Below are 7,369 nucleotides of genomic sequence, written 5' to 3' on the forward strand. Positions count from 1 at the left end.
GGCGGTTCCGAGCGCGAGGCTCACTCCCGGCAGCGTCGCCACGCCCGCGAACACCGCCGCGCCGTTGATCAGCGCCCAGGCGGCGAGGCCCAGCAGCGTGAGCCCGCGATGGTCGCGCGCCCAGTCCGCGATCCTGAAGATCGCCGACGCCCCGTACCAGCCAAGCAGCACGTAGAACAGGCGCGCGCAGAACTCGTCCGGAACCATCCAGCCGGTATGGATCTGGAGCGACTCCAGCAGCGCCGCGAAGCCGAGCACCAGCCACCAAGGCGCGCGTCGCACCAGCTTCGCGAACACGAAGAAGATCGGCAGCAGGTAGATGAACCAGAGCATGCCGAACGGGTCGATCAGCGACACCAGGAACTGGTGCAGGACGGCGCCCGCGCCTTCGTCCAGCGCGATCCCCGGCCATTTGAACGCGCCCTGGATCACCAGCCAGAGGAGGTAGAAGTAGGCGAAGTGGACCACCTTGCGGTCGAGATACAGCCGCCAGTCGCGGTCGATCACCAGCGCGAGGAACAGGCCCGAGATCATGAAGAAGTCGGGCATCCGAAACGGCCGCGCGAACGCGACCGCGTAGTGCATGAAGCCTTCCGCGCCCGCCGCCTTCTCGACGCCCAGGGTTGAGTGCATCATCACCACCATGACGATGCAGATGCCCTTCGCGACGTCGACCCAGTCGACGCGCGTCTTGGTCGCGGAGGGTGCGCGCAGGCTGGCGGTCATCTTCGCCGACTTTCCCGAGAGTTTCCTGGATACAGGATACGCTCAGAACCATACACGAAGGTGAAGGCCGACCGCCACGAGGCGAGCGTCGCCCTAAGACGTTCTTAATCTTCAGACGACGGTGAAATCGGCCGCCGTCAGCGCTGCGTGGTTGTCGAGGATGGCGAAGCGGACGGCCGCGTAGGTCCCGCCGGTGCCGTCGCGGTCGAAGAACAGCGACCCGGACGCCTGATCGTAGATGATGCGGTCGTCGGCGTCGTGCGCCGCGGTTCCGGCGTAGAACGCGCCGGCCTTGAGCGCGCCTGCCGCAAGCCCCTTGAAGACGCCGTTCTCCAGCCGGATGGAGTCATCGGCCGCGATGAAATCGGTGATGTGGTCGACATTCGAGGCGCCGAGCGCGGTCGCGAACGAGAAGGTGTCCTGCCCGCCGCCCCCCGAGAGTGTGTCCGCGCCTTTCCAGCCGTCGAGAACGTTCGCGGCGGAATTGCCGATCAGGCCGTTCGCAAGGTTGTTGCCGGTCCCGTCCACGGCGCCGTTCGAGGTCAGGACGAGCTGCTCGACATACTGGCCGGCGAGCGAGAACGAGACGGACGAATAGACCTGATCGAACCCCTGGCCGGTCGCCTCGATCACCCGGTCGCCGAGCGAGTCGACGGCATAGACGTCGTCGCCGGCGCCGCCCTCCATGGTGTCGGCGCCCCTTCCGCCGTCGAGATTGTTGTCGCCCGAGTTGCCGACGAGCACGTTGGCGAGGCCGTTGCCGATCGCGAAGCCGTCACCCTCGCCGGTCAGCGTCAGGTTCTCGATGTACTGCCCGGCAAGCGAGTAGGAGACGGTGCTGAACACCTGATCGAAGCCGTCGCCATTCGACTCGAGCGCCCGGTCTTCGAGGTTCTGGACGTAATAGGTGTCGTCGCCGGCGCCGCCTCGTAGGATGTTCACGCCCGCGTTGCCCGTCAGCACGTTGTGGAGCGTGTTGCCGGTGGCGTCGATGCTGGCCGATCCGGTGAGCGTCAAGGCTTCGACATACTGACCCTTGAGCGAGTAGGTCACCGACGAGAACACCGTGTCGTAGCCGGCGACATTGGCCTCGATCACGCGGTCGCCGGCGTTCTGGACATAGTAGGTGTCGCCGCCGGCCCCGCCCTGCATGGTGTCGGCGCCCGTGCCGCCGTCGATGACGTTGGCGCCGCTGTTGCCGATGATCCGGTTGTCCTGGCTGTTGCCGGTCGCGTTGATGTCCGCGGTCCCGGTCAGCGTCAGCCGCTCGACGTACTGCCCGGTCAGCGCGAAGCTGACGCTGCTGTAGACGAGGTCGGTTCCGGCGCCCTTGGCCTCGATGACCCTGTCGCCGGAATGATCGACGTAATAGACGTCGTTGCCGACGCCGCCCTCCATTCGATCCGCGCCGCCGCCGCCGTCGAGCGTGTCAGATCCGCCGAGGCCGAGCAGCGTATTGGACCCGGCGTTGCCGGTGATGCGGTTGTTGAGCTCGTTCCCGGTTCCCCTGAGGTTCGCCGCCCCCGTGAGCGTCAGGTTCTCGAGGAAGTCGCCCAGGGTCCAGTCGACCGAGGACTGCACGAGGTCGACGCCGGTTTCGGCCGTCTCGCTGAGGATCTGGTCGTTCAGGCTGTCGACCACATAGGTGTCGTTTCCGCGGTCGCCATACATGCGGTCGTCGCCGGCGCCGCCGTCGAGCGAGTCGTCCCCGGTTCCGCCGTAGAGATAGTCCGCGCCCCCGGCCGCGAAGATGCTGTCATTGTCCGCGCCGCCGCTGAGATTCCAGTCGGCGACCTCGGAGCCGCGGATCACGTCGTCGCCGTCGTCGCCCGAGGCGTTGTCGCTGTCGCCCGAGACGATGATGAGGTCGTCGTCCGCGCCGCCGGACAGATAGTCGACGCCGCCGCCGCCGATCAGCGTGTCGTTCCCGCCGTCGCCGCTGACGCCGTCGCCGTCACCGCCGCCACCGTCCAGCCTGTCGTCGCCCTCGCCGCCGTTCAGCGTGTCGACGAGCGCGCCGCCGGTCACCACGTCGCCGCCTGCGCCGCCGTCGAAGTCGATGCGCTCGATCCCGACGATGCGCGTGCCGTCCGCCAGAACCTGCATGGCGTTGGGGCTGGCGATCGAGAACGTCAGGCCGATGTCGCTGTCGCGGGCGAAATAGAGGATGTCCGTGCCGGCGCCGCCGTCGATCGTGTCCGCGCCGTCGCCGGCCCGGACCGTGATGCGGTCGTCGCCGCCGCCGCCTGAGACGCTGTCGCCTCCGGTCCCGCCCTCGATGTAGTCGAGCCCGCCGCTGCCGACGATCGTGTCGTTGTCCTCGTCGCCATAGGCGTAGTCGCCGTCGGCGCTCATCTGGATACGGTCGTTTCCGGTCCCGCCATAGAGATAGTCGTAGCCGGAGGTGCCGATCAGGCTGTCGGCCCCGGCGTCGCCGTAGACGTTGTCGTAGTCCCCGCCCGAGCCGCCGCCGCTCAGCGTGTCGGCGCCTTCGCCGCCATGCAGCCGATCGGTCAGATTGCCGCCGATGATGCTGTCATTGCCCGCGCCGCCGGTGAAGTCGATCCGCTCGAAACGGATCAGGCGGGTGCCGTCCGCGAGCGTCTGCAGCGTCGTCGGACTGGCGAGGCTGATGCTCAGGCCGACCAGAGAGGCGGTGCGGTCGAAGGAGAGGTGGTCGATGCCGGCGCCGCCGTCGATGCTGTCATAGCCGTCGTCGAACCGGACGTAGACGTAGTCGTCGTTGGCGCCGGCGTCGATCGTGTCGTTGCCGGCGTCGCCATAGATCTGGTCCTGGCCGCCGCCGGCCGCGATCACGTCGTTGCCGGTCCCGCCATAGATGTAGTCGTCGCCCGAGCCGCCATAGAGCGTGTCCCGGTCGGCGCCGCCGTCGAGCGTGCCATAGACCGCAGATCCGAGCCGCAGGACGTCGTCGCCGTCATTGCCGCGCAGCGCGTCGTTGCTGCCCGCGCCGCCGGACAGGCTGTCGTTCCCGGCCCCGCCCGAGAGATTGTCCGAATAGGCGCCGCCCACCACGGTGTCGTCGCCGCCGCCGCCGGTGAAGCTCAGGGCTTCGATCCGCACGATGGTCGTGCCGTCCGGCAGGCGCTGGAGGACCTGAGGGTCGCTAATGTTGAGCGTGACGTCGGCGGTCGCGCCGCCGGCGTCGAGATAGAGCCGATCGACGCCGGCCCCGCCGTCGATCACGTCGGCGCCGGTCTCGTAGCTGTAGACCGAGAAGTCGTCGCCGCCGTCGCCGCCGAGCATGGTGTCGGCGCCCGCGCCGCCATAAAGATCGTCGTCGCCCTGGCCGCCGATCAGCGAGTCGTCGTCATTGCCTCCGGAGAGGATGTCGTCGCCGCCGAGCCCGCTGAGCGTGTCGTTTCCGCCCAATCCGTAAAGGCTGTCATAGTCGTCGCTGGCGGTCGGGCTGTCGTTCCCTGTCGTCCCAGGGAAATAGACCATGACTGAGCTCCGCCTGCGCAGGTCATGATCACCCGATCATCTTTGACCCTGCGCAGCGGTACTATGGAGGGGACGTCTCGCCTCCGGCATCCGTATGACAACGTAGGGTGGAGGGAGCCGCTCAGTGCGCCTGCGCCTCGTGGCGCACGGCGCCGGAGAGCGCGCGCCACATCAGCGGCGCGCCCGCGAGCGACAGCGCGCCGACCAGGCCGATCAGCGTCGACGTCGAGAGCCCGGCCGCCTGAAGCCCGATGAGGATCAGAGAGCCGCCGACGATGAAGGCGGCGTTCAGCACGTTGTTGGCGGCGATCACGCGGGCGCGGTGGTCCTCTCCGGCCTCGGCCTGAAGAAACGCGAAGACCGGCACCACAAACAGGCCGCCGCCGGCCGCGATGCCGAGCAGGTCGACCGCGATCCGCAGGTCCGTCGCGGAGCGGAGGAACTCGCTCCACCCGACCGACGTCGCCGGCGGCGTCATGCCGGCTGTCGCGAAGGCGAGGTCGAGCGCGAAGACGCCGACGAGCGCGCCGCCGACCGGCGTCAGCCCCAGCCGGATGCGCCGCCGGCTGAGCCGGGCCGCCGCCAGCGATCCGATCGCGATGCCGACCGTGAACACCACGAGGAACAGCGTGACCAGGCTCTCCCTACCGCCGAGCGGGTCCTTCACCAGCGGCGGCAGCAGCGACAGCACCACGGCGCCGACGAGCCAGAAGCAGCTGACCGCGATCGCGCCCGTCCAGAGGCGCGGCTGGCGCTTCAGGTCCCGGAGCAGCGCGGCGGTGCTGCGGGCGATGTTCAGGTCGATCCGCAGGCCCGGCGCGCGCTCGCCGCTTGGCGGGATCTTGGTCGAGAACGCATAGGCCAGCAGCGAAACCGCGAGCGTCACGGCCGCGATCGCCCAGGGGCTCGCCTCGGCCACCATGATCCCCCCGCCGACCGTACCGGCGAGAATCGCCAGGAAGGTCGCGCTCTCGATCAGCGCGTTGCCGGCGACCAGTTCGTCGCGCGCGAGATGATCGGGCAGGATGCCGTACTTCACGGGGCCGAAAAGCGCCGAGAGACAGCCGGTGAGGAACAGGGCCAGGAACAGCAGCGGCGCCGAGGCGATCAGGAAGCCGATCGCCGCGATCAGCGCGACGCCGATCTCGCCGGCCTTGGTCGCGCGCGCGACTCGCGCCTTGTCGTAACGGTCCGCCAGCTCCCCGCCGAGCGCGGAGAGCACGAAGAACGGCAGGATGAACAGCGCGCCCGCGAGCGTCACCAGCATCGGGCCGCTGGACCCCCCGAGCTGGAACAGGATCAGGATCGCCAGCGCGTTCTTGATGAAATTGTCGTTGAAGGCCGCGAACAGCTGGCAGGCGAACAGGGGCGCGAAGCGGCGCGAGCGAAGCAGGGTGAGCAACATTGAGGGTTCCGGCCCGGAGCGCAGGCCGCATGGTCTCCGGCGCGCGGGCGCGCAGGTCAAGCGCCGCTTGCCTTCGGAACGCCTGCGGCTAGTCTCCTGCCGGGCGATGGAGGCAGGCGGATGGCCACGCGAGGTTTCGGGGGACGGCGCACGCCGGCGGACGTCGCCTCACGGATTCCGCCCGGTCAGGCGCTGACGACCGAGTTTCCGGTGCTGTCGGCCGGGCCGACGCCGCGCGTCAAGCTGGCCGAGTGGTCCTTCACCCTCAAGGTCGGCCCGCGCCCGCTGGTGAAGTGGGACTGGGACGCCTTCAACGCGCTGCCGCGCACGCGCATCACCCGCGACATCCACTGCGTGACGACCTGGTCCAAGCTCGACACGGATTGGGAGGGCGTCACGATCGACGACCTGCTCGCCGCCGCCGGCTTCGCCGCGCCGCCGACGCCTTTCGTGCTGGCGCATGGCTTCGACGGCTACTCGACCAACGTGCCTTCGGCCGATCTCGTCGGCGGCAAGGCCATGGTGGCGCTGAGCTATGACGGGGCTCCGCTCGCGCCGGACCATGGCGGCCCGGCGCGCCTGCTGGTGCCGCATCTGTACTTCTGGAAATCGGCCAAGTGGCTGAGCGGGCTGCAGTTCACCGAGACCGACACCGCCGGGTTCTGGGAGCTGCGCGGCTACCACATGTATGGCGACCCCTGGCGCGAGCAGCGCTATCACGACGATCTGTGACCACCCCGCTCGGCTGGCAGACCGCGCGCATCGCGGAGATCGTCCCGCGCGGCGCCCGCGTGAAGAGCTTCTTCCTCGCGCCGGAACGCCCGTTCGCCTTCAAGGCTGGCCAGCATGTCGACCTGCGGCTCACGGCCGAGGACGGCTACCAGGCTCGCCGCAGCTATTCGATCGCCTCCTCGCCCGACCGGCCGGAGCGGCTCGAGCTTGCGGTCGAGAAGCTCGAGGACGGCGAGGTGTCGGCCTTCTTCCATGAGGTCGCGCAGGTCGGCGACGAGATCGAGCTGCGCGGCCCGATCGGCGGCCATTTCGTCTGGGACGTGGCGGACGGTGGGCCGCTGCTGCTGGTCGGGGCGGGATCCGGCGTCGCGCCCCTGATGGCGATGGTCCGCCACAGGGCCGACCGGGGCGCAACGCCGCCCGCGCTGCTGCTGCTCGCGAGCCGCAGCTGGGACGAGGCCCTGTTCCGAGACGAACTGATCGGCCTGGAGTCGCGCGAAGACGGCTTCCGGCTCATGATCGCCACCAGCCGCGACGCTCCGCGCCGGCCGGGCGACCATGGCAGACGCTTCGACCGGCCGATGGCGGCCGAGGCGCTCGCCGGACTTCCCTCAGCGCCCCGGCATGTCTTCATCTGCGGCTCGAACGCTTTCGTGGAGGCCGCCGCCGGCGCGCTCGTCGACGAGGGCGTGGCGCCGGGGGAGATCCGCACCGAGCGCTATGGCGGCTGAGACCGTGGCTCGATTTGGCGGCAAGGACCGGAGCGTGCGCGGCGAGCAGGCGCGCTATCGTGATCCCCGAAGCTTTTGGAGCAGGAGGCGACCATGGTCCTGACGACGGCTCGCGCCCTGACCGAGGACGACCCGCGCTGGCGCGCCGTGGCCGCGCGCGACCGGCGCCAGGACGGCGCGTTCGTCTATGCGGTGCGCACCACGGGGGTCTACTGCCGGCCGTCCTGTCCGGCCCGGCGCGTCAAGCCCGAGAATGTCTCGTTCTTCGCCGGCCCGGCGAGGGCCGCCTGCGCCGGGCCGGCGAAGAACG

General features: G+C 69.5%; 6 protein-coding genes. 3 read left to right on the forward strand and 3 right to left on the reverse strand.

All coding sequences use genetic code 11. The annotated features are described in order from the left end of the window. From ACIKT0_RS10290 to ACIKT0_RS10300, 3 genes are all read right to left on the reverse strand, one after another. Nucleotides 1-726, reverse strand: a 726-nt coding sequence (locus ACIKT0_RS10290) for an acyltransferase family protein (protein WP_407105260.1), incomplete at its 3' end; no start/stop codon positions are given. A 111-nt stretch (nucleotides 727-837) separates the two neighbouring features. Next, entirely contained in the window at nucleotides 838-4,191 is a 3,354-nt protein-coding gene (locus ACIKT0_RS10295) for a beta strand repeat-containing protein (RefSeq protein WP_407105261.1), read from the reverse strand. Between the two features lie 121 nt (nucleotides 4,192-4,312). Next, nucleotides 4,313-5,596 carry an MFS transporter gene (locus ACIKT0_RS10300; protein ID WP_407105262.1) on the reverse strand — a complete coding sequence of 428 codons (1,284 nt, stop codon included), beginning with the start codon at nucleotides 5,594-5,596 and terminating at the stop codon, nucleotides 4,313-4,315. A gap of 120 nt (nucleotides 5,597-5,716) precedes the next feature. Between ACIKT0_RS10300 and ACIKT0_RS10305 the strand changes: the two genes are divergently transcribed. The 3 genes from ACIKT0_RS10305 to ACIKT0_RS10315 form a co-directional block, all read left to right on the forward strand. After that, a complete protein-coding gene (locus ACIKT0_RS10305) occupies nucleotides 5,717-6,328 on the forward strand; it encodes a sulfite oxidase-like oxidoreductase (protein ID WP_407105263.1) in 612 nt (203 codons plus the stop codon). After that, nucleotides 6,325-7,059 carry a ferredoxin reductase gene (locus ACIKT0_RS10310; RefSeq protein ID WP_407105264.1) on the forward strand — a complete coding sequence of 245 codons (735 nt, stop codon included), beginning with the start codon at nucleotides 6,325-6,327 and terminating at the stop codon, nucleotides 7,057-7,059. Before ACIKT0_RS10305 ends, ACIKT0_RS10310 begins: the two co-directional genes overlap by 4 nt. Before the next feature lie 93 nt (nucleotides 7,060-7,152). Continuing rightward, nucleotides 7,153-7,369, forward strand: a 217-nt coding sequence (locus ACIKT0_RS10315; protein WP_407105265.1) for an Ada metal-binding domain-containing protein, incomplete at its 3' end; no start/stop codon positions are given.

The organism is Hansschlegelia beijingensis (genome assembly GCF_045505405.1).
GTDB classification, from domain to species: domain Bacteria; phylum Pseudomonadota; class Alphaproteobacteria; order Rhizobiales; family Methylopilaceae; genus Methylopila; species Methylopila beijingensis_A.